This window comes from Pseudomonas sp. dw_358 (assembly GCF_018449655.1).
GTDB lineage: Bacteria > Pseudomonadota > Gammaproteobacteria > Pseudomonadales > Pseudomonadaceae > Aquipseudomonas.
This window is the reverse complement of sequence record NZ_JAAVUX010000004.1, coordinates 177,867-197,997: the sequence shown is the minus strand read 5'-3', so window position 1 is coordinate 197,997 and position 20,131 is coordinate 177,867. Positions and strand designations below refer to the sequence as shown.

Genomic DNA, 20,131 nt, shown 5'->3' with positions numbered 1-20,131 from the left:
CGCTCGGTTATAGGGTTTGGCTGGCCATGGCTTCGACCGGTTCAATCGTGTCGTCACGAATCACGGCGCCAAATTGTTGCATCATTTGTAAGATAAAAGGATCGGCGTGGATAGAGGCCTCGGCGCCCTTCTGACGCTCGGCACGCAGCCGCGCAGCCGCCTGGGCCGGAGTTTCCTGCTCGGGACGGACCAGTTCGATATCGATGGTCAGGGTGCGCCCGAAGTGCTGGTTCAACGCATCATTCAAACGCCGCTGCTGCGTGGCGTTGAACAAGGCGCTGTGGGCCGGGTCCAGGTGCAGCAACCAGTGATCGCCCTCCATGGCCATCAGCGTGCAGTTGGCGGCGATGCTGCCGGTCATGCCGGAAATCGGCAACTTCGGGAACAGCTCCAGCCACTGCAGAGCCAGGCCGGTAGCCGGTGCGGCGGCCGGCAGCACTTCAGGTGGCGCAGCGGCCGGGGACGAGGCTTCGCTGGCCAATTCGTCCAGGTAGCTGTAACTGCCCGCGTCCAGATCCGCCTCGTAATAGTCTTCATCCAGCGGCGGCTCATCGTCGCGGTCCATGCCGGCGGGCATGGAGTCGACGGGCGCAACGCTGGCGGGCGGCAGCTCGGCGGGCAGCGGCACCTCGACCTCGGGCGCGTCCGGCACCGCGCTGGCGGGGACTGGCGTCGGCATCGGGGTCAGGGCAGGTTGTTCGGCGACCGTTCCCAGAATAGGTTCCGGGATCTCGGTCGCCGCGGGCTCGGACTCTGATTCTGCTGCTGGCGCGGCGTCATTCCAAGGCAGGTCGACAGCGTCCACCGGCGCTTTTTCGACCACGACGGCCGCAGCGGGAGCCGGCGCTACTGCTGCCATCGGTGCCGGCGCCGCAAGCACAGGTGCACTCGACGGCACCGCCACGGGGGAGGCGGAATCAGCTGTGGCCGGGCTGATCCCCTCTGTCTTTAGCACCCGCCTCGGCGCGTCGTCGGTGTCGGCCGGGCGGAAGGCGAGCATGCGCAGCATGACCATTTCAAAGCCACTGCGCGGGTCAGGCGCCAGCGGCAGGTCGCGTCGGCCGATCAGGCCCATCTGGTAGTAGAACTGCACGTCCTCCGCCGGCAACGCCTGCGCCACTGCCAACACACGGTCGCGGTCGCCCTGGCCGTTGTCCACCGCTTCCGGCAAGGCCTGAGCCACCGCCACGCGGTGCAGCACATTGAGCATTTCCGCCAGTACGCCGTTCCAATCCGGCCCTTGTTCGGCCAGGTGCCGGACCGCTTCCAGCAAACCGCGTGCATCGCCCTCGAGCAACGCCTGCAGCACGCCGTAGACCTGGCCATGATCCAGGGTCCCGAGCATGGCCCGCACATCCGCCGCCAGCACCTTGCCTTCACCAAAGGCGATGGCCTGGTCGGTCAGGCTCATGGCGTCGCGCATCGAACCATCGGCAGCGCGGCCCAGCAACCATAGGGCATCATCCTCGAACGGCACGTTTTCCACACTCAGGACGTTAGTCAGGTGTTCAACGACCCGTTCGGGTGTCATATTCTTCAAGGAGAACTGCAGGCAGCGCGACAGGATGGTCGCCGGCAACTTCTGCGGGTCGGTGGTGGCCAGAATGAATTTGACGTAGGGCGGCGGCTCTTCCAGAGTTTTCAACAGGGCGTTGAAAGAATGAGTGGAAAGCATGTGCACTTCGTCGATCAGGTAGACCTTGAAGCGCCCGCGGCTGGGGGCGTACTGCACATTGTCGAGCAATTCGCGGGTGTCTTCGACCTTGGTCCGGCTCGCGGCGTCGATCTCGATGAGGTCGACAAAACGCCCCTCGTCGATCTCGCTGCACACCGAGCACACGCCGCAGGGTGTCGAGGTGATACCGGTTTCACAATTCACGCATTTGGCGATAATACGTGCGATGGTGGTCTTGCCCACACCACGGGTGCCGGTGAACAGATAGGCGTGATGCAGGCGCTGGTTGTCCAGCGCGTTGATCAGGGCCTTGAGCACATGGGTCTGGCCAATCATTTCGCGAAACGAGCGCGGACGCCATTTACGTGCAAGAACCTGATAACTCATGAAAAACCGTCGCAACTGGGAAGCGGAAGACCGCTAATCGTAGCGGAGCAGGCGCAAAATTGCATCCGGTGGCACCGCGATATATGGCGGACCCGGATGATTACCGACAAAAACCGTCTGAGAGACCTTGCATGCGTTTAGCTTTGGGCGCTCTCGCGCTGCTGTGCATGGGCCAGGTACTGGGCGCCGAGGCCCCGCTGCGTTTTTCCATTGCGCAAAGCTGGAGCATGCCGCTGGTGCAAGTCGATAACGGCGAAACCACCGGCGGCATTCTCTACGACATGATGGCCAGCCTCGCCCGGCAGGTCGGGTTGCCGGCGCAGTTCACCCTCATCCCGCGCAAACGCCTGCAGGCGGCCATGGAAAACGGCCACATCGACGTGCGCTGCTACGCCGCACAATCCTGGCTGCCGAACCTTTCGGGCGACTACATCTGGAGCATTCCAGTGATGGAGCAGCGTGATGTGCTGGTGGCATTGTCGGATGACAGCCAACCGGTGGACCTCGGCCAACTGCGCAACGAGAAGATCGGTACCGTACTGGGGTTCGAGTATCCACTGCTGGACAAGGCATTCAACGACGGGACCTTGCAACGGGACGATGCCCGCAATCAGCAGCAGGTGCTGGAAAAACTGCTGGCCCACCGCTACCGCTATGCCGCCAGCAACGCCCTTACGGTCAACTGGCTCAACCACCAGTTGCCCGCCGACCAGCAGCTGCATGAAGTGGCCGAGATCCAGGACCTGCAACTGGGCTGCTACGTGCGCGACGACCCGGCGATCCCGGTGCAGCGTATTTTGCGCACCCTGCTGCGGATGAAGATGTCCGGGGAAGTGGACGCCCTGGTACGTAGGTATAACGGCCTGCCGGTGCGCCGGGACAAATGACCCTCTACTGAGCCTGATGCTCGGCCAACACCGCCATCAACGCCGCCACCGCCTCGTCGAACATCCCCAGCGGATGGGCCTTGCAGTACTCCTCCAGCCAGTGCTGGCGGCTGGCGGGGGTGGTATCGGCAAAATAGTCGATGCTCGTCTGGGCGCTGGCCAGGCTGGCGTAGCCGCTGAACCACATCATGAAACTGTCGACACTGGGGTTGCCACCCTGCTTGGCCTGAGCGGCGATCAGGAACAGCGCACAGCTGGCGCCGCCGTTGCCGTAGACGGTGGAAGCGGCCTGGGCGGACAGACTGAATGACAGCAGTGATATAGCCAATACACGGTGGATCATGGCGGTGTCCCGAGTGGTCCTTGATCAGCTTGCTCGATAGCGAGTCTACAGCATGCCCGCAGTCCTTCGTGCTCGCTAGGTCGCAGGGCCACCAGTCCGGGTCCCGTACGAGACAGCCTGATCAAGAAAGGCATGATCTATAGCCCGGAGTACGCACACATCGCATTCACGGTTCCTCTTTTTGATGAATTCGTCGGACGCATCCTTGCACCGCCGCCGTAAAGTTGAGCGTGACCCAAGTGCAGGCCCGCAATTATCTTGAACCCCGACTCTGGAGCGTGATCTCAATAACTTGAGCCATTTTGAGCCCGGCAGGCGGCTTCATGCGTCACCGTTGCCAAGCCTGCCTCCCTGTAGAGGTATCCCATGCACACCCTGGCCATCAGCCAAATCACCACCACCCCCCTCAGCCTCGCCGAAGACCTGGAGCTGTGCCAGCGCCTGGGCTGCGCCATGGAGATCACCGAAAAAAAACTCGCCTCGGACCGCGCGCAAGCTCGCGATCAACTGGCCATGATCCAGGACAGCGGCGTGCGCATCACCTCCATCCAGCCGCGCACCCTGACCATCTTCCCATCGGCCTCGGACCCGCACCCCGAGGCGCCGCAAGCGCGGCTGGACAACCTGATCGCCTCGGTGGACCTGTTCAGCGAATTCTGGCCGGGACTGGCGCTGGTCAGCAACACCGGCGCCGATCCCCAAGGCAATGAAGCCCGCGTCTGGGACGGCTGCGTCGAGCATTACCGCACCCTCGCCGAGCATGCCAAGGCCAAAGGCATGCGCATCGCCCTGGAGGCGCTGGGCCCATCCCTGATGAACCGCAACTCGATTCTGTTCACCTTCAGCCAGGCCCGGGAAATGGTCGCCGCCGTGGACCGGGACAGTTTCGGCCTGTGCCTGGACCTGTACAACAGCTGGCAGGACAGCTCCTTGCTATCCACCATCAGCGCCGACAAGCTGTTCATCGTGCAACTGGCCGACTGGCGCCGCCCGCAGTCGCTGCATGATCGCCGCGCTTTAGGCGAAGGCGAAATTCCTCTGGCGCCGCTGCTGGGCGACCTGGTGGACGCCGGCTACACCGGGGATTACGTGCTGGAGATCTTCTCCGACGCGGTCGCCGACTCGCTGTGGAAAGATCACGCCACCATCGTCGATACCATCGAGCGCAGCGCGACCTTCTTCAACGACCTGGTGCACAAGGTCGGCTGAACCTCACGCCTTGGCCCCTTGGTCGATCACCCCCAGCACCGAGCGCACCGCATCAGCCTTCAACTGACCCGGTGCCGAGGCGGCCCCCAGGCTGGCAAAGGTCAGCGCCGAACCGGTGAGCTGGCCGGCCAGCCGCGAGGTCACTCCCAACGGGCCCATGGACAGGGTCAGCAATGGCCGGTCGGCAAAGCGCGTGAACATCTCCTGACTCGCGGCCATCAAGGTCAGCACGTCCGCCGGCGACTGCGGCATCACCGCGATTTTCAGAACGTCCGCCCCTAGCGCTTGCTGTCGGCGCAAACGCTCGACGATCACGACTTGCTGCGGGGTGGCATGAAAGTCGTGATTGGAGAGAATCACCGCGACGTTCTTGCCATGGGCCGAATCGATCAGCGAGGTCACGCCTGCCTGGGGCTTCATCATTTCCACATCGATCAGATCCACTCCCGTGCTTTCCACCAGGGTCGTGTAGAGGCCGAAGTAATCGGCATCGGCCAGAGAGCGCTGGCCGCCCTCCTCCTGACTGCGAAAGGTCGCCAGCAAGGGCTTGCCTTGCAGGCTGTAGATAACCTGATTGACCAGATCGGCCATGGCCTTGGGCGTGGTGTCGGCAGGCAGGTGGTCCATTCGCAGCTCGCAGATGTCGACCTGGGGCGACTGGCCGATGGCGGTGGCTTGCTGCAGGGCCTGATCGGAAGTGGTGCCGGTGATCGAGGCGATGATCTTGGGGGCGCCGCTGCCGATGTGCAGGTCCTTGATCTGCAGGATGGTCGGGGTGGGTCGGGCAGGCGTCGGTGTCACCGGCTCGGTGGCAGCGTGCAGAACGTCGGACAGCGGGACGGTGGCGGCGGCGAGACCGGTCTTGATGAGGAACTCTCGGCGTTGCATGGGTAGGCTTCCAAGGCGTGGGTATGTGCAATGGAGGGGTGGCAAGTGGAGGGAGTTCAGGGATTTTGGGGTGTGTGAAGGTTGTTTAATCGGCCGTGGGCGTCGACGTGCTGCGCTCGTTCATGGAAGAGCACCCAATCACCCAAGGAGAACTGCCGGAATCGGGGAATCAATCAACGGTTTCGCAGCTTTTGGCGGGGAAACGCAAACTGAGCGTTCGACAAGTTCAGGCTCTGGCCAAACGGTTTGGCGTCTGGGCCGAAACTTCTCTCGGCTGAGATCGTGCGATTGCAACGTGGTCGGAAGATTTTGGCGCGAAAAACTCATCATGGCTTGATGAATTTGAAATGGAGGCAACCCCACCAGCCACACCCCGGCACACAATGTCCCCGCTGTGGCTGCTCCCTTCCGGGCCTGACCAGGTTAACGGGTAATCGTTGCGGGGGGACCGATGGGGTCACCATGACAACACTCGCCTGGCAGCGAGCGGGGCCATTGTACCGGTCTTGAGCGAAGATACAACCCGTTACTGAAGATAAAAAATTTGATAGGGGTCAAGCACTTGAGCCAGCGCCTTGGCTCCGACCCAGGCACCTTTTCATCCCACCTGCAACACCTCGTCGGCCCGGCCGCCCTTCTCCTGGATCACCAGATGAATGAAGTGCAGCTTGGCGATCACCGCCGGTGGCAGCACGAAGGGATAAAAATCCGGTTGCCCCATGGCCCGGGACAGTTCGTTCAACATCCCCGCCAGTTCGATCCAGGCGTTGACGAAGGCCAGGAACGCCGGCCCGCTGGCGTGTTGCGGATCGTAGAGGGTGTCCAGCGGAAATGGCGTGTAGTCAAAATCCATTTCCCGCGCGCTCATGCCAAAGCCCAAGGCAGTGTCGACGGCGTCCATCATGTGCAGGTAGTGGGCCCAGGTTTCGGCCCAGTCTTCCCAGGGGTGCATGGTGGCGTAGGCGCTGACGTGGGTCTGGTTCCAGTCCAGCGGCGCACCCTGGTCGTAGTGGCGTTGCAGGGCGTCCGCGTAGCTCTGTTGCTCGTCGCCGAACAATGCGCGAAATTCACCCAGCCAGTGGCTGTCCGCAACCAGGCGGTCCCAGTAGTAGTGGCCGACTTCGTGGCGGAAGTGGCCGAGCAAGGTGCGGTAGGGCTCGCGCATCTGCACGCGGATGCGTTCGCGGTGGGCGTCGTCGGCTTCCTTGATGTCCAGCGTGATCAGGCCGTTGGCGTGACCGGTGGTGGGCAGGTTGCCCTCAAGATCAATGCCGATGAAGTCGAAGGACAAGCCCGTCTCTTCGTTCTGCACCTTGGCGATCACCGGCAGGCCGAGGTTGATCAGTTGTGCCACCAGGCGGCGCTTGGCGGTCTCGACCTTGCGCCAGCGTTCGTGGTTTTCCTGAATACTGAGGTCGGGGATGGTGTGATTCAGGCTGCAGGCGATACACAGCTCCCCCGGCGCATCGGCAGCCAGCAGCCAGTTACAGGCCGCCGGGGTGTCGAGATTGGCGCAGCGGCGAAACAACCCGGCTTCGGGGTCCGAGTGCAGGCGCCAGGTGCCTTGCTCCGGCCCGGCATCCAGGGACGACAGCAGGTTGCGCTCGGGCCAGTAGCCCAGCACCGACTGGCAGGCCAGGCACTGGCTGTTGGCGAAGAAGATCGACTGCCCGCACTGGCATTCCCAGACTTTGCTGTGGCGGGTTTCGGGTTTGACGAAAGGCGCCGAGATCCGGCTGGTCAATTGTTCGAAGAACTTGTACATGGGCGGCCTCCCTGTGTGCTCGCCAAGACTAGATCATGGCGAGTCGAACGCAGTTCAATCGAAGTGATCGTCTGCAGCGACCGTGCGTTACGAATGAGGGGGGAGCCCTGGGCATCTCCCCAAAAAAGACGAGTAAATCCTTTATTTTCAATCACTTTTACTCTATACCGTTGGTCGCATCGATTATCGTATGGCGGCGTTCTAAAGCTTGATCGCCAGCTACGCGGCTTCCCGAGCACGCTCGGTCCTACTGGCGCCATCGGTGCTGTGTCAGAGGCCGTGACTCTGCATAAACTGCAAAAACGCCGCTTCATCCAACACCTTGAGCCCCAACTCATTGGCCTTGGCCAACTTGGACCCCGCCCCCGGCCCCGCCACCACGGTGTGGGTCTTGGCCGACACGGAGCCGGCGACCTTGGCGCCCAGGCTTTCCAGTTTGTCCTTGGCTACATCGCGGCTCATCTGTTCCAGGGAGCCGGTGAGCACCCAGGTCTGACCGGTCAGGGGCAGGCCTTCGATGACCTTTTTTTCGCTGGACCAGTGCATGCCGAAGGCTTGCAGCTGGGCTTCCACCAAACGCGCCTGAGCCGCGTTGACCGGGTCCTTGAAGTACTCGCGCACCGCATCGGCCTGCTTGGCAGCGAGGGCCTGGCGCAGGTCGATGCCGTCGGCGGCGATGATCTTGTCGAGGCTGTCGAGCTTGGCCACGAGCTTCTGCGCGCCGGTGGGACCTACCGACGGGATGTCGAGCTTGGCAATCATCCCGGCCAAGGTCGTGCTGGCCGCGTACTCGGCGTGCACACCGGCCTCGTCCTGCAATTTCAGGCCACGCTCCAGCAACTGGGCGATCACCTTCTGGTTGTGTGCGTCCTCGAAGAAGCTGTGAATCTCATAGGCCACTTCCATGCCGACGTCCGGCAGGTAAGTGAGCACCGCCGGCAGCGCTTCGCTGACCCGCTGCAAGGAGCCGAGGGAGCGCGCCAGCACCTTCGCCGTTTCCTCGCCCACATCGGGAATGCCCAGGGCAAAGATGAACCGCGCCAGGGCTGGCTGCTTGCTGTCTTCGATGGCCTGTAACAACTTGTTGCTGGACACCTCGGCAAAGCCTTCCAGCTCGACCACTTGATCGAAGCCCAGGGTGTACAGGTCCGCCGGCGAGGCCACCAGCCCTTCATCCACCAGTTGTTCGACGCTCTTCTCCCCCAGCCCTTCGATGTCCATGGCTCGGCGGGAAACGAAATGGATGATTGCCTGCTTGAGCTGCGCGCCACAGGCCAGCCGGCCGACACAGCGGTACACCGCGCCTTCGCTGACGGTTTCCTTGCCCTTGCTGCGTTTGACCAGCTGCGTGCGCTCGACATGGGAGCCGCACACCGGACAGGTTTCAGGGATCTGCACCGGACGCGCATCGGCCGGGCGACGTTCGGTGATCACCTGCATGACCTGGGGAATCACGTCGCCGGCGCGGCGAATGACCACCGTATCGCCGATCATCAGGCCCAGTCGGGCGACTTCGTCCATGTTGTGCAAGGTGGCATTGGCCACGGTGACCCCGGCCACCTTGACCGGCTTGAGCCGCGCCACCGGCGTGACAGCGCCGGTACGGCCGACCTGGAACTCTACGTCGAGCAACTCGGTGAGCTCTTCCATGGCCGGGAATTTGTGGGCGATGGCCCAACGCGGTTCGCGGGCACGGAAACCCAGTTCTCGCTGGGAAGCAGTGCTGTTGACCTTGAACACCACGCCATCGATTTCATAAGGCAAGGCATTGCGACGCTCGCCGATGTCCCGGTAGTAGTCCAGGCAATCGTCGATACTGTCGGCCACTTTCAACTCGCGACTGATGGGCAGACCCCAGGTCTTCAGTTGCTTGAGGTTGTCGATGTGGGTGCTGGCGATGTCGTGGGACACCTGACCGATGCCATAGCAGCAAAATTCCAGGGGACGGCTGGCCGTGATTTTCGAGTCCAGCTGACGCAGGCTGCCGGCAGCGGCGTTGCGGGGATTGGCGAAGGTCTTGCCGCCCGCCTCGGCCTGGGCCGCATTGAGCCGCTCGAAGCCGGCCTTGGACATGTACACCTCGCCACGCACTTCCAGGGTGGCAGGCCAGCCTTCACCGTGCAGCTTGAGGGGAATGTTGCGCACGGTGCGTACGTTGACGCTGATGTCTTCGCCGGTGCTACCGTCGCCCCGGGTGGCCCCGCGCACCAGCGCGCCGTCCTGGTACAACAGACTGACCGCGAGGCCGTCGAGTTTGGGTTCGCAGCTGTATTGCACTTTGCCGCCGTCGCCGAACAGATCGCCGGACGGCAGGTCGAGGCCTTCCACGACCCGACGACCGAATTCGCGCAGGTCGGCTTCTTCGAAGGCGTTGCCCAGGCTGAGCATCGGGATCTCGTGGCGCACCTGGCTGAAGGCGGTGAGCGCCGCGTTGCCCACGCGCTGGGTCGGCGAATCAGCGGTGACCAGCGCCGGGTGCTCGGCTTCGAGGGCCTTGAGCTCGCGGAACAAGCGGTCGTATTCGGCGTCCGGGATGCTTGGCTCGTCGAGCACGTGGTAACGGTAGTTGTGCTGGTTCAGCTCTGCGCGCAACTCAAGGATCCGGGTCTGGGCGGTCATCTTTTTTGCTCTCGTTCAATGCAAAAGAGCAGCCGGGGCTGCTCTCTGATTTTCGGCGGTGTCAGGTTCCCGAGCAAGCCAGGCCCTACACCTTCGCTGCAGGACCGAGCTTGCTCGGGAACGAGGGTGTCAACGACGCTGGGTCAAGGCCCGGCGCTCGAATTCGACGATGCGCTGGCGATAGTGTTCGATGGTCTGCGCGGTCAGCACGCTGCGCTGGTCATCCTTGAGCTCGCCGCCCAGCTCCTGAGACAGCTTGCGCGCTGCCGCGACCATGACGTCGAAGGCCTGCTTGGGGTGACGCGGGCCGGGCAGGCTGAGGAAGAAACTCACGGCCCGGGTGCTGAAGTGATCGATGTCGTCGAGGTCGAAGATCCCCGGCTTGACCGCGTTGGCCATAGAGAACAGCACCTCGCCGTTGCCAGCCATGCTTTCGTGGCGGTGGAAAATATCCATCTCGCCGAAGCGCAGGCCGCTTTCGAGGATGTTCTGCAACAAGGCCGGGCCACGGAAGCCACTTTCGTCACGGGAGATCACACTGATCACCAGCACTTCTTCGACCGGGGGCTGATCCTTGAGCTCCGGGGCACCGGTGCTGGATCCGAAGATCGGCGCCTGGCTATCGTCGGCGAAATCATCGCGGGTGCTCAGGGACGGCTCGTCAAGATCCAGCTTGAGGTTAGGGTCAGGCTTTTTCGATTCGGGCTTTTTGCTGTCGGCCTTGGCCGCCTTGCTGCCGCGCTTGGGCGCCGCTTCACGCACCGGCGCACTCATGGACGGCAGGTCGTGATCGTCCAGGGGTGACTCGTGGGCGTTTTCCAGCACCCGGGGCGGGCCTAATACTTCAGCGCTGCCAGTATCGTCCGCGACATCGCCAAAACTGCGGTCCAGACGAAACTTGAGCTTGCCCTTGCCGCCGCGCATCCGGCGCCAGCCATCAAAAAGAATACCGGCGATGACAATGATGCCGATGACGATCAGCCACTCGCGCAGACCGATTTCCATGTAATTCCTGTGCCTCTATAAAAAATGCTGAAAAATAAAGGGTTTAAACACCTTTAAGACGTGGCGCCAACTCTATGTTCTGGCAGGCGTTTTATCCACATGTAGGGAAATATGTACATTAAGCTAGCACGACCCAAGGCAACTTTACACCGCTTGTCGCAAGCACCTGCGCCAAAGGCGAATTTTCCTTGAGAAAAGTGGAAATTTTACGCATCCACCAGCTTCATCGCCTCCTCGACATCCACCGCCACCAGCCGCGAACAGCCGGGTTCATGCATGGTCACCCCCATCAACTGGTCGGCCATTTCCATGGCGATCTTGTTGTGGGTGATATAGATGAACTGCACGGTTTCTGACATTTCTTTCACCAGCCGCGCGTAACGTCCCACGTTGGCGTCATCCAATGGCGCGTCAACCTCGTCGAGCATGCAGAACGGCGCCGGGTTGAGTTTGAAGATGGCAAACACCAGCGCCAGTGCGGTCAGCGCCTTTTCGCCACCGGACAGCAAATGGATGGTGCTGTTCTTCTTCCCTGGCGGGCGCGCCATGATAGAGACCCCTGTATCGAGTAAATCTTCGCCCGTCAGTTCCAAATAAGCGCTGCCACCGCCGAAAACTTTCGGAAACAGCGCCTGCAAACCGGCGTTGATCTGATCGAAAGTGTCCTTGAAACGGTGGCGGGTTTCCTTGTCGATCTTGCGGATGACGTTTTCCAGGGTTTCCAGCGCCTCCACCAGGTCGGCATTCTGTGCATCCAGATAACGTTTGCGCTCGGACTGCTGCTGGTACTCGTCGATGGCCGCGAGATTGATTGCCCCAAGCCGCTGAATCCGCCCGTCGATACGCTCCAATTCTTCTTCGGCTTCTTTCTCGTTGGCCAAAGGATCGAGGGTGGCCAGCACACCGTGCAGGTCATAGCCGTCTTCGCGCAGTTGCTCCTGCAAGGCGGTGCGGCGCACGGTCAAGGCCTGCCACTCCATGCGGTACTGCTCCAGCTGCCCGCGCAGCATTTGCGACTGTTGCTCGGCCGAGCCACGGCGCTTTTCGGCGTCGCGCAGGTCGCGGTCGGCGTCTTCCATGGCCATGCGTGCCTGACGCATTTCCTCGTCGACCACCATGCGCCGCTCCAGCAGCTCTTCGAGCTTGAGGCGCAGCTCCTCAAGTGGCGCTTCGCCCTCTTCCAGGCCCAGGCTCAATTGCTCGCGTTTTTCCGTGAGGCGTTCGGCCTGCAGCTCCAGACGCTCCAGCGCCTGGCGAGTGGAGTCGTGCTGAGCCCGCAGCGAGCCCAGACGCACCGCAAGCTGGTGGGCCTGATCCTTGTGCTGCCGGGCGTCCTGGCGCACCCGTTCGAGGTGTTCGCGCAGGTTGTCGCGCTGGCCGGTCAGCCGTTCGCGTTGGTCATTGTCCTCGGCCATGGCGTCGAGAGCATCCTGCAGTTGCAGGCGCGATTCGCCGAGCTGTTCGTGTTCCATTTCGCGCTGCTCGGCCAGCTCCGTCAGCTCTTCGTCCAGGCGCCGGCGGCGCAGGATCAGCTGTTCGACCTTGGCCTTGCCGGCGGACAGCTGGGCCTTGAGCTCGCCCTGTTGACGGGCTTCGTCCTGAATCTGCCGGCGCAGCTGTTCGCGGGTGGCCTCCAGGTGGCCCTGCTGTTCGCGTTGCTGTTGCAACTGCTCATCCAGCGTCGCCAACGCCGTTTCACGGGCGTCGATGTCGGCCGCCAGTTGCTGCAATTCCTGCCCACGGGCCAGCACACCACCCTGGGTGTCGCTGGCGCGGCTGACCCGCAGGAAGTGTCGGCCGACCCAGTAGCCGTCCTGACTGATCAAGCTCTCGCCTTGACTCAACTGGCCACGCAAGGCCAAGGCCTGATCGAGACTGGCCACGGGCTTGACCTGGGCCAGCCAGGGGGAAAGGTCGAGGTCGCTGTGAACTTTGTCCAGCAAGCTGCCGCTGGCGGACGCGGTGGCCAGGCCCAGGCTCAGCAGGCGCAGCTCGCCCTGGCTGAAAGCGCGGTAATCGAGGCCGGCCACTTCATCCACCAGCACCGCTTGCAGGTCGGCACCGAGCACGGTCTCCACCGCCAACTCCCAACCGGCCTCGACCTGCAGGTTTTCCGCCAGGCGCGCGCGCTGGTCGAGCTGTTGCTCGCGCAACCATTGCGCGGTGCCAGTGCCCGGGTCCAGTGCGGCCTGTTGCAAGGCTTCCAACGACGCCAGGCGACCGTTGAGGCGCTGCAATTCGCCTTGGGCCTGCTGCTGGTCCTGAGTGGCCTGTTGCAGGGTTTCGCGCAGCTCGGCCAGTTGCTCGACCTGCTGTTCTTCCTCGGCTTGCAAGTCTTCAAGGGCCAGTTCGCGGATGGCCAGTTGCTCGCTCAGATCGAGAATGGCGGCGTCCTCGGGGTCGGCGGCCAACAGCTCGCGCTCTTCGCCCAACCGCCGTTGCCGCTCGCCGAGGCGCTCCATGGAGTGCTCCAGCTGCTGAATGCGCGACTGCTGCACTTCAGCCTGGCGACGCGGCTCGGCCGAGCGGGTGTTGAAAGCATCCCACTGTTCTTGCCAGCCGCGCTGGGCGGTCTCGGAATCGTCCAGCGCCGCGCCAGCCTCTTCGGCGGCGGCGGCGCGCATTTCCTGCTCGGGTTCGAGCATCTCCAGCTCTTCGCCCAGGGTCGCGAGCAGGGTGCGGTCGTGACCCAGGTGGGACTCGGTCTCCAGCCGCGAGCGCTCGGCCTCCTGCAAGTCGTCCTGCAACTGGCGCAACCGCTGTTGGCCGTGCTGGATGCTCTGTTCCACCCGGGCGATGTCGCCACCCACGGAGTAGAAACGCCCCTGCACCAGATTGAAGCGCTCGGACAAGTCATGATGGCCGTCCCGCAGGCGCTCGATGCTGGCATCGGCGCTGCGCTGCTCGGCCACCAGCGCCTCGAAACTGACCTCCTGGTTGCCGATCACCCCTTCGCGCTGGGCCACCTGTTCGTTCAGCGCTTGCCAGCGCAGGGCCGCCAGTTGCGCCTTGAGCTGGCGCTCTTCGCCCTTGTATTGCTGATACTTTTCCGCCGCCTGGGCCTGGCGATGCAAGCGCTCGAGCTGGCGTTCGAGTTCTTCGCGCAGGTCGGTCAGGCGTTCGAGGTTCTCGTGGGTACGACGGATGCGGCTTTCGGTCTCGCGGCGACGCTCCTTGTACTTGGAGATACCGGCCGCTTCCTCGATGAAGTTGCGCAGGTCTTCGGGACGGGCCTCGATCAGCTTGCTGATCATGCCCTGCTCGATGATCGAATAGCTGCGTGGTCCCAGCCCGGTGCCGAGGAAGATGTCGGTGATGTCCCGGCGCCGGCACTTGGTGCCATTGAGGTAATAGGTGTTCTGCGCGTCGCGGGTGACCTTGCGCCGAATGGAGATTTCCGCGTAAGCCGCGTACTCGCCTACCAACGTGCCATCGGAATTGTCGAACACCAGTTCGATGCTGGCCTGGCTGACCGGTTTGCGGCTGGTGGAGCCGTTGAAGATGACGTCGGTCATCGACTCGCCGCGGAGGTTCTTCGCCGAACTTTCGCCCATCACCCAGCGTACGGCGTCGATGATGTTCGATTTACCGCAGCCGTTGGGGCCGACCACGGCCGCCATGTTGCTGGGGAAATTCACCGTTGTGGGGTCGACGAACGACTTGAAGCCCGCCAGGCGGATGCACTTCAGACGCATGGCTCAGGCACTCGCCAACGCAGCCAGTACCAACTGGCAGCTACGCTGACCATAGGCACTGAGCACGCTGCGGATGCGCGCCGGATCGCGAGCGACCACCGCATCGAGCAACTGGGCAAACAAGGTGAGGTATTCGCTCATGGACGCTTTGCGTTGCTCCAGGGCCAGAAAGTAGCTGCGGCTCATGGCCGGCTGCAGGTTTTCGATGGTTTCCTGCAGATACGGGTTATCGGCAAAGGGAAACGCGGCGCGCATGACGTTGAAGCTTTCCTCGACGAATGCGGTGATGTCCTGTTGCTCGTAGCAGGCCTGCAGGCGCACCTGGATCGCCAGAAACGGCGCCAGTTGCTCGCGGGTCTGCCAGCGCTCGGCCACGGCGTGACCCAGCAGCACATACAGCTCGCTCATCAAGGCACACAGGCTGCGCACGTTGTGCTCGGTCATGCGGGTGACCTGGGCGCCACGACGCGGGAGGATTTCGATCAGATGACGCCGTTCGAGAATCAACAGCGCTTCACGCACCGAACCACGACTGACGTTCAGGGCCGCCGTGACCTTCTGTTCCTGGATGCGCTCGCCGGGCTTGAGCTCGCCACGCACGATGCGTTCGGCCAGGTAATGGGCAATTTGCTCAGAGAGGCTGTCCAGCGCCTTGAACGTCATGGTGTTCCTTGGAAATGCACAGGCGATAAAGCAGCGAATTGTACCGCAAATGCCCCGGGAAGAATTGGCATGAAATACGCAGGGATTGCAGGAAAATCGGCCTTGGGTCGAATCACGCGCATTTTCTTGACCTTTGAGTCAGGTAATCATTGACCAGCCAGTCAAGACTGACTAGATTCCCCCTCAGTCGACACCGGCGATCAATTGATCGTCCTGATCGATGACCCCCACGGTCGTCCAGTATCTGGTCAATAACAACACGTTTCAGTGAGGCCTTCCCGTGATCCAGTTTTTACTCAATCAGGAATTGCGCAGCGAGCATGCCCTGGACCCCAACCTGACCGTGCTGGACTACCTGCGCGAGCACCTTGGCAAGTCCGGTACCAAGGAAGGCTGCGCCAGTGGCGACTGTGGTGCCTGCACCGTGGTGGTTGGCGAGCTGGGTGCAGATAGCCAGAGCATTCGTTATCGCAGCCTCAATTCATGCCTGACCTTCGTCTCCTCGTTGCACGGCAAACAGCTGATCAGCGTCGAAGACCTCAAGCACAAGGGCCAATTACACAGCGTGCAGCAGGCCATGGTCGACTGCCACGGCTCGCAGTGCGGCTTCTGCACGCCAGGCTTTGTCATGTCGCTGTTCGCTCTGCAGAAGAACAGCGAAGCCCCCGACCTGCACCGTGCTCAGGAAGCCCTGGCCGGCAACCTGTGCCGCTGCACCGGCTACCGACCGATCCTCGCGGCGGCCGAGCAAGCCTGTGGCGGCGGTCGTCAGCCCGACCAGTTCGACGAGCGCAACGCCCAGACCATCGCCCGCCTGCAAGCCATCGCGCCTAGCGAAACCGGCGAGCTCAACAGCGGCGACAAACGCTGCCTGGTGCCACTGACCGTGGCCGATCTGGCCGACCTTTACAGTTCGCACCCCGAGGCGCGGCTGCTGGCTGGCGGCACTGACCTGGCGCTGGAAGTGACCCAGTTCCATCGCACGCTGCCGGTGATGATCTACGTCGGCAACGTCGCCGAACTGAAGCGCATCGAGCACTTCGACGATCGTCTGGAAATCGGCGCGGCAACGACCCTCACCGACTGCTACGCCGCGCTGGAAGCCGAATACCCGGACTTCGGTGCCCTGCTGCACCGTTTTGCGTCGTTGCAGATCCGCAACCAGGGCACCCTGGGCGGCAACATCGGCAACGCCTCGCCCATCGGCGACTCGCCGCCCCTGCTGATCGCCCTCGGCGCCAGCATCGTGCTGCGCAAGGGTGACGAGACGCGCACGCTGTTGCTGCAGGACTACTTCATCGACTACCGCATCACCGCGCGCCAGGAAAGCGAGTTCATCGAAAAGATCATCGTGCCCCGGGCCGACCCGGCGCGGCGCTTTCGTGCCTACAAGGTCTCCAAGCGCCTGGACGACGACATCTCGGCAGTGTGCGCGGCGTTCGACCTGCACATCGACCAGGGCACGGTGCTCGACGCTCGCGCCGCGTTCGGTGGCATGGCCGCCATTCCCAAACGTGCCAAGGCCTGCGAGGACGCCCTGATCGGCAAGCCGTGGAACAAGGCCACGGTGGAGGCTGCCTGCCAGGCCATGGCCGACGACTTCACCCCGCTCTCGGACTTTCGCGCGAGCAAGGAATACCGTTTGCTGAGCGCGCAGAACCTGCTGCGCAAGTACTTCATCGAGCTGCAGACGCCGCACACCGAAACCCGGGTGACTGACTATGTCTAACCATCACGCGCCAAAAAGCCAAACCGAAATGGCCGAGCTGTTCGCCCAGGGCCTGACCACCGGTGTGGGCCGCAGCGTCAAGCACGACAGCGCCGACAAGCACGTCACCGGCGAAGCCATCTACATCGATGACCGCCTGGAATTTCCCAACCAGCTGCACGTCTATGCGCGCATGTCCGACCGCGCCCATGCGCGCATCCTCAGCATCGACACCACGCCCTGCTACCACTTCCCCGGCGTGCGCATTGCCATCACCCACGAGGACGTGCCAGGCCTCAAGGACATCGGCCCGCTGTTGCCTGGCGACCCCTTGTTGGCCATTGACACCGTGCAGTTCGTCGGCCAGCCGGTGCTGGCCGTGGCGGCCAACGACCTGGCCACCGCCCGCGCCGCCGCCATGGCCGCGGTGATCGAATATGAAGACCTGGAGCCGGTGCTGGACGTGGTCGAGGCCCTGCGCAAGAAACATTTCGTGCTCGACAGCCACACCCATCAGCGCGGCGATTCGGGTTCGGCGCTGGCGACGGCCCAGCATCGTATTCAAGGCTCGCTGCACATCGGCGGCCAGGAGCATTTCTACCTGGAAACCCAGATTTCCTCGGTGATGCCCACCGAAGACGGCGGCATGGTCGTCTACTGCTCGACCCAGAACCCCACCGAAGTGCAGAAGCTGGTGGCCGAAGTGCTGGACGTGTCGATGAACAAGATCGTCGTCGACATGCGCCGCATGGGCGGCGGTTTCGGCGGCAAGGAGACCCAGGCCGCCAGCCCGGCGTGCCTGTGCGCGGTCATCGCCCACCTCACCGGGCAGCCGACCAAGATGCGTCTGCCACGGGTCGAAGACATGCTCATGACCGGCAAGCGCCACCCCTTCTATATCGAATACGACGTGGGCTTCGACGACCGTGGCCGCCTGCAAGGGATCAACCTGGAGCTGGCCGGCAACTGCGGGTGCTCCCCCGACCTGTCGGCGTCCATTGTCGACCGGGCCATGTTCCATGCCGACAACTCCTATTACCTGGGCGACGCGACGGTCAACGGCCACCGCTGCAAGACCAACACCGCGTCCAACACCGCCTACCGAGGCTTCGGCGGGCCCCAGGGCATGGTCGCCATCGAGGAGGTGATGGACGCCATCGCCCGACACCTGGGCGCCGACCCGCTGGAGGTGCGCAAGGTCAACTACTACGGCAAGACCGAGCGCAACGTGACCCACTACTACCAGACGGTGGAGCACAACATGCTCGAGGAGATGACCGCCGAGCTTGAAGCCAGCAGCGAATACCATGAGCGGCGCGAATCGATCCGTCGGTTCAACGCTCACAGCCCGATCCTGAAAAAGGGCCTGGCCCTGACCCCGGTCAAGTTCGGCATTTCCTTTACCGCCAGCTTCCTCAACCAGGCCGGCGCGCTGATCCATGTGTACACCGACGGCAGCATCCACCTGAACCACGGCGGCACCGAGATGGGCCAAGGCCTCAACGTCAAGGTGGCGCAAGTCGTGGCCGAGGTGTTCCAGGTCGACATCGACCGGGTGCAGATCACCGCGACCAATACCGACAAGGTCCCCAACACGTCGCCAACGGCGGCCTCCAGCGGCGCCGACCTCAATGGCAAGGCGGCGCAAAACGCGGCCGAGATCATCAAGCAGCGCCTGGTGGAGTTTGCCGCGCGGCATTACAACGTCAGCCCCGAGGACGTGGAATTTCGCAACGGCCATGTGCGCGTACGCGAAACCGTGTTGAGCTTCGAGCAGTTGATCCAGCAGGCGTATTTCGCCCAGGTGTCGCTGTCCAGCACCGGCTTCTACAAGACCCCGAAAATCTTCTACGACCGCTCCCAGGCGCGCGGCCGGCCGTTCTACTACTACGCCTTTGGTGCGGCCTGCTGCGAGGTGGTGATCGACACCCTGACCGGCGAATACAAGATGCTGCGCACCGACATCCTGCATGACGTGGGCGCCTCCTTGAACCCGGCCATCGATATCGGCCAGGTCGAGGGCGGCTTCGTCCAGGGCATGGGCTGGCTGACCACCGAGGAACTGGTGTGGAACGCCAAAGGCAAGCTGGTGACCAACGGCCCGGCCGGCTACAAGATCCCGGCGGTGGCCGACATGCCCATCGACCTGCGGGTCAAGCTGGTGGAAAACCGCAAGAACCCGGAAGACACGGTGTTCCATTCCAAGGCCGTGGGCGAGCCGCCGTTCATGCTCGGCATCGCGGCGTGGTGTGCGATCAAGGATGCGGTGGCCAGCCTGGCCGACTACAAGGTGCAGCCGAAGATCGATGCGCCCGCCACGCCGGAGCGGGTGTTGTGGGGGTGTGAGCAAATGCGCGAGGTGATGGCGGTGGGCGTTTCCATGGCAGAAACCACCGTTTGATGGCCCCTGAAGGCATACAAGGAATCCAAACCATGAACCACTGGATCAGCGCCCTCGCCGAACTGCATGCCCAGGGCGAGCCCTGCGTGCTCGTGACCATCATCGAGGAAAAGGGCTCCACCCCGCGCAACGCCGGCTCGAAGATGGTCGTCAGCGCCACGCAATTGTTCGACACCATCGGCGGCGGCCACCTGGAATACAAGGCGATGCACATTGCCCGCCAGATGCTTGCCAGCGGCAAGCAGGACACTCACCTGGAGCGCTTCAGCCTCGGCGCCAGCCTGGGCCAGTGCTGCGGCGGCGCCACCGTGCTGCTGTTCGAGCCCATGGGCCAGCCGCAGGCACAGATCGCCGTGTTTGGCGCCGGCCATGTCGGCCGCGCCTTGGTGCCGCTGCTGGCCAGCCTGCCGGTGCGAGTACGCTGGATCGATTCCCGCGAGGAGGAGTTCCCCCAGACGTTGCCGGCCGGGGTGCGTAAAATCATCAGCGAAGAGCCGCTGGACGAAGTCGACGAACTGCCCCCCGGCAGTTACTGCATCGTCATGACGCACAACCACCAGCTGGACCTGGAGCTGACCGCCGCCATTCTCGAACGCAACGATTTCACCTGGTTCGGCCTGATCGGCTCGAAGACCAAGCGCGCCAAATTCGAACACCGGCTGCGTGATCGCGGCTTCGATCCGGCCGTGGTCCAGCGCATGCGCTGCCCCATGGGCATCAGCGAGGTCAAGGGCAAATTACCCATCGAGATCGCCGTGTCCATCGCCGCCGAAATCATTGCCACCTACAACGCCGCGTTCGGCACCCAGACGTCCCGAGCCGAACCGGTGGCCCGCCTGCTGCCCGTGTCCCGTCGCAGCCAGGCTGTCCAATAACAGACGAGCAT

14 protein-coding genes and 1 other RNA gene are annotated in these 20,131 nt (G+C 63.0%); 6 read left to right on the top strand and 9 right to left on the bottom strand.

Annotation, left to right across the window (positions count from 1 at the left end; translation table 11 throughout):
• Positions 1–7: 7 nt before the first annotated feature.
• Positions 8–2,062 (bottom strand): DNA polymerase III subunit gamma/tau, encoded by a 2,055-nt coding sequence (gene dnaX / locus HB675_RS08555; RefSeq protein WP_213877659.1) that lies wholly within the window; start codon positions 2,060–2,062, stop codon positions 8–10.
• A 131-nt stretch (positions 2,063–2,193) separates the two neighbouring features.
• Between dnaX and HB675_RS08550 the strand changes: the two genes are divergently transcribed.
• Complete coding sequence (locus HB675_RS08550) at positions 2,194–2,949, top strand: transporter substrate-binding domain-containing protein (RefSeq protein ID WP_213877657.1); 756 nt, start codon at positions 2,194–2,196, stop codon at positions 2,947–2,949.
• A 4-nt stretch (positions 2,950–2,953) separates the two neighbouring features.
• Here the strand turns inward: HB675_RS08550 and HB675_RS08545 are convergent, their stop codons facing one another.
• Positions 2,954–3,292 (bottom strand): hypothetical protein, encoded by a 339-nt coding sequence (locus HB675_RS08545; protein WP_213877655.1) that lies wholly within the window; start codon positions 3,290–3,292, stop codon positions 2,954–2,956.
• A 366-nt stretch (positions 3,293–3,658) separates the two neighbouring features.
• Here HB675_RS08545 and HB675_RS08540 point away from each other — a divergent pair, with 366 nt between their 5' ends.
• Complete coding sequence (locus HB675_RS08540; protein WP_213877653.1) at positions 3,659–4,501, top strand: sugar phosphate isomerase/epimerase family protein; 843 nt, start codon at positions 3,659–3,661, stop codon at positions 4,499–4,501.
• A 3-nt stretch (positions 4,502–4,504) separates the two neighbouring features.
• Here HB675_RS08540 and aroD read toward each other — a convergent pair whose 3' ends face one another.
• On the bottom strand, positions 4,505–5,389 hold the full coding sequence (gene aroD / locus HB675_RS08535; protein ID WP_213877651.1) for a type I 3-dehydroquinate dehydratase: 885 nt from the start codon (positions 5,387–5,389) through the stop codon (positions 4,505–4,507).
• 122 nt (positions 5,390–5,511) lie between these two features.
• Here aroD and HB675_RS26110 point away from each other — a divergent pair, with 122 nt between their 5' ends.
• A complete protein-coding gene (locus tag HB675_RS26110; protein ID WP_345945755.1) occupies positions 5,512–5,667 on the top strand; it encodes a hypothetical protein in 156 nt (51 codons plus the stop codon).
• Between the two features lie 79 nt (positions 5,668–5,746).
• On the opposite strand, the gene ffs is transcribed toward HB675_RS26110, so the two are convergent.
• From ffs to HB675_RS08505, 6 genes are all read right to left on the bottom strand, one after another.
• Positions 5,747–5,843: signal recognition particle sRNA small type (ffs, locus tag HB675_RS08530), an RNA gene on the bottom strand.
• Positions 5,844–5,987: 144 nt separating this feature from the next.
• Positions 5,988–7,154, bottom strand: coding sequence for a putative zinc-binding metallopeptidase (locus HB675_RS08525; RefSeq protein WP_213877650.1), 1,167 nt, complete (start codon positions 7,152–7,154; stop codon positions 5,988–5,990).
• 270 nt (positions 7,155–7,424) lie between these two features.
• On the bottom strand, positions 7,425–9,773 hold the full coding sequence (ligA, locus tag HB675_RS08520) for an NAD-dependent DNA ligase LigA (RefSeq protein WP_213877648.1): 2,349 nt from the start codon (positions 9,771–9,773) through the stop codon (positions 7,425–7,427).
• A gap of 129 nt (positions 9,774–9,902) precedes the next feature.
• Entirely contained in the window at positions 9,903–10,778 is an 876-nt protein-coding gene (gene zipA, locus HB675_RS08515; RefSeq protein ID WP_213877646.1) for a cell division protein ZipA, read from the bottom strand.
• A gap of 206 nt (positions 10,779–10,984) precedes the next feature.
• Positions 10,985–14,473 carry a chromosome segregation protein SMC gene (gene smc, locus HB675_RS08510; protein WP_213877644.1) on the bottom strand — a complete coding sequence of 1,163 codons (3,489 nt, stop codon included), beginning with the start codon at positions 14,471–14,473 and terminating at the stop codon, positions 10,985–10,987.
• Between the two features lie 3 nt (positions 14,474–14,476).
• Positions 14,477–15,136: a GntR family transcriptional regulator gene (locus HB675_RS08505; RefSeq protein WP_213877642.1), complete on the bottom strand. Its 660-nt coding sequence runs from the start codon at positions 15,134–15,136 to the stop codon at positions 14,477–14,479.
• A 280-nt stretch (positions 15,137–15,416) separates the two neighbouring features.
• On the opposite strand from HB675_RS08505, the gene xdhA reads away from it, so the two are divergent.
• From xdhA to xdhC, 3 genes are read left to right on the top strand one after another with little or no spacing between them, the layout of a single operon-like run.
• The gene (gene xdhA, locus HB675_RS08500; RefSeq protein ID WP_213877640.1) at positions 15,417–16,865 is read left to right on the top strand and encodes a xanthine dehydrogenase small subunit; all 1,449 of its coding nucleotides are present in this window, start codon (positions 15,417–15,419) and stop codon (positions 16,863–16,865) included.
• Positions 16,858–19,245, top strand: coding sequence for a xanthine dehydrogenase molybdopterin binding subunit (xdhB, locus tag HB675_RS08495; RefSeq protein ID WP_213877638.1), 2,388 nt, complete (start codon positions 16,858–16,860; stop codon positions 19,243–19,245). The genes xdhA and xdhB overlap by 8 nt, the downstream gene beginning before the upstream one ends.
• 32 nt (positions 19,246–19,277) lie before the next feature.
• Positions 19,278–20,120 (top strand): xanthine dehydrogenase accessory protein XdhC, encoded by an 843-nt coding sequence (gene xdhC / locus HB675_RS08490; protein WP_213877636.1) that lies wholly within the window; start codon positions 19,278–19,280, stop codon positions 20,118–20,120.
• The last annotated feature ends 11 nt before the right edge of the window (positions 20,121–20,131 follow it).

What these genes read in the sequence shown, in the direction of transcription:
- dnaX (WP_213877659.1), bottom strand. Translation starts at nt 2,062, where the DNA reads ATGAGTTATCAGGTTCTTGCACGTAAATGGCGTCCGCGCTCGTTTCGC.
- HB675_RS08550 (WP_213877657.1), top strand. Translation starts at nt 2,194, where the DNA reads ATGCGTTTAGCTTTGGGCGCTCTCGCGCTGCTGTGCATGGGCCAGGTA.
- HB675_RS08545 (WP_213877655.1), bottom strand. Translation starts at nt 3,292, where the DNA reads ATGATCCACCGTGTATTGGCTATATCACTGCTGTCATTCAGTCTGTCC.
- HB675_RS08540 (WP_213877653.1), top strand. Translation starts at nt 3,659, where the DNA reads ATGCACACCCTGGCCATCAGCCAAATCACCACCACCCCCCTCAGCCTC.
- aroD (WP_213877651.1), bottom strand. Translation starts at nt 5,389, where the DNA reads ATGCAACGCCGAGAGTTCCTCATCAAGACCGGTCTCGCCGCCGCCACC.
- HB675_RS26110 (WP_345945755.1), top strand. Translation starts at nt 5,512, where the DNA reads ATGGAAGAGCACCCAATCACCCAAGGAGAACTGCCGGAATCGGGGAAT.
- HB675_RS08525 (WP_213877650.1), bottom strand. Translation starts at nt 7,154, where the DNA reads ATGTACAAGTTCTTCGAACAATTGACCAGCCGGATCTCGGCGCCTTTC.
- ligA (WP_213877648.1), bottom strand. Translation starts at nt 9,773, where the DNA reads ATGACCGCCCAGACCCGGATCCTTGAGTTGCGCGCAGAGCTGAACCAG.
- zipA (WP_213877646.1), bottom strand. Translation starts at nt 10,778, where the DNA reads ATGGAAATCGGTCTGCGCGAGTGGCTGATCGTCATCGGCATCATTGTC.
- smc (WP_213877644.1), bottom strand. Translation starts at nt 14,473, where the DNA reads ATGCGTCTGAAGTGCATCCGCCTGGCGGGCTTCAAGTCGTTCGTCGAC.
- HB675_RS08505 (WP_213877642.1), bottom strand. Translation starts at nt 15,136, where the DNA reads ATGACGTTCAAGGCGCTGGACAGCCTCTCTGAGCAAATTGCCCATTAC.
- xdhB (WP_213877638.1), top strand. Translation starts at nt 16,858, where the DNA reads ATGTCTAACCATCACGCGCCAAAAAGCCAAACCGAAATGGCCGAGCTG.
- xdhC (WP_213877636.1), top strand. Translation starts at nt 19,278, where the DNA reads ATGAACCACTGGATCAGCGCCCTCGCCGAACTGCATGCCCAGGGCGAG.